The following is a 1051-nucleotide window of genomic DNA, read 5'->3' as shown; positions in this document are numbered from 1 at the left end:
GCTCAGGACCGATCCGGCGATCGACTATGTCAATTCCACCGTCGGCTCCGGCGGTCCCAATTCGACCACCAATTACGGCCGGCTGTTCATTGCGCTGAAGCCGCAGAACACCCGCGACAACGCCGCTGTCGTGATCGGGCGGCTGCGCCAGAAGGCGCGCGAGATCCCGGGCATGCAGGCGTTCTTCCAGAGCGTCCAGAACCTCAACATCGGCGGCCGCATCTCCAAGAGCCAGTATCAATACGTGATGCAGAGCGGCGATACCGAGGCGCTGTACCGGCTGGCGCCTGAGATGCGCGACAAGATCGAGAAGATCCCGGGCCTGCTCGACGTCACCACCGACCTCTACATCAAGAACCCGCAGATGACAGTCGACATCGACCGCGAGAAGGCGGCGGTGTACGGCATCACCGTCGACCAGGTCCGCAACCAGCTCTACAACGCCTATGGTTCGCGGCAGGTCGGCACTATCTACATGCCGTCGAACGACTACCAGATCATTCTCGAGGTGCAGCCGCAGTTTCGGGTCGATCCGTCAGACCGCTCGAAGCTCTACATGAAGACCGCGAGCGGCCAGACCATTCCGCTGGATGCGGTGGCCCGGCTGGTGCCGACGGTCGGACCGCTGCAGATCAACCACCAGGGCCAGCAGCCGGCGGTGACGATCTCGTTCAATCTCGCGCCGGGCAATTCGCTCGGCTACGCAGTCGACAAGATCACCGAGCTCGAGCAGAATTCAAGCCCGCCGCCAACGATTGCGACCGGCTTCTCCGGCACCGCGCAGGTGTTCCAGGATTCGCTGCGCGGGCAGGGCGTCCTGATCCTCGCCGCGGTGTTCGCGGCTTTCGTCATCCTTGGCATTCTCTACGAAAGCTTCATCCATCCGATCACCATCATCTCGGGCTTGCCGTCGGCCGGTATCGGCGCGATCCTGACGTTGACGCTGTTCGGGATGGAGCTGTCGGTGATCGCAATGATCGGCATCGTGATGCTGGTCGGCATCGTCAAGAAGAACGCGATCATGATGGTCGACTTCGCGCTGGAGCGCCGC

At 62.5% G+C, this 1051-nt stretch carries 1 protein-coding gene; it reads left to right on the top strand.

Features of this window, described 5'->3' with window-relative positions; translation table 11 throughout:
• Positions 1 to 1051: efflux RND transporter permease subunit (locus tag NS334_RS17120; RefSeq protein WP_153002834.1), on the top strand; the 1051-nt coding region annotated here is incomplete at both ends.

It is taken from the genome of Sphingomonas endophytica (assembly GCF_001476895.1).
Classification (GTDB): Bacteria; Pseudomonadota; Alphaproteobacteria; order Sphingomonadales; family Sphingomonadaceae; genus Sphingomonas; species Sphingomonas endophytica_A.
Note: the sequence above shows the minus strand (reverse complement) of the source record. Positions and strands in the feature narration are given on the sequence as shown.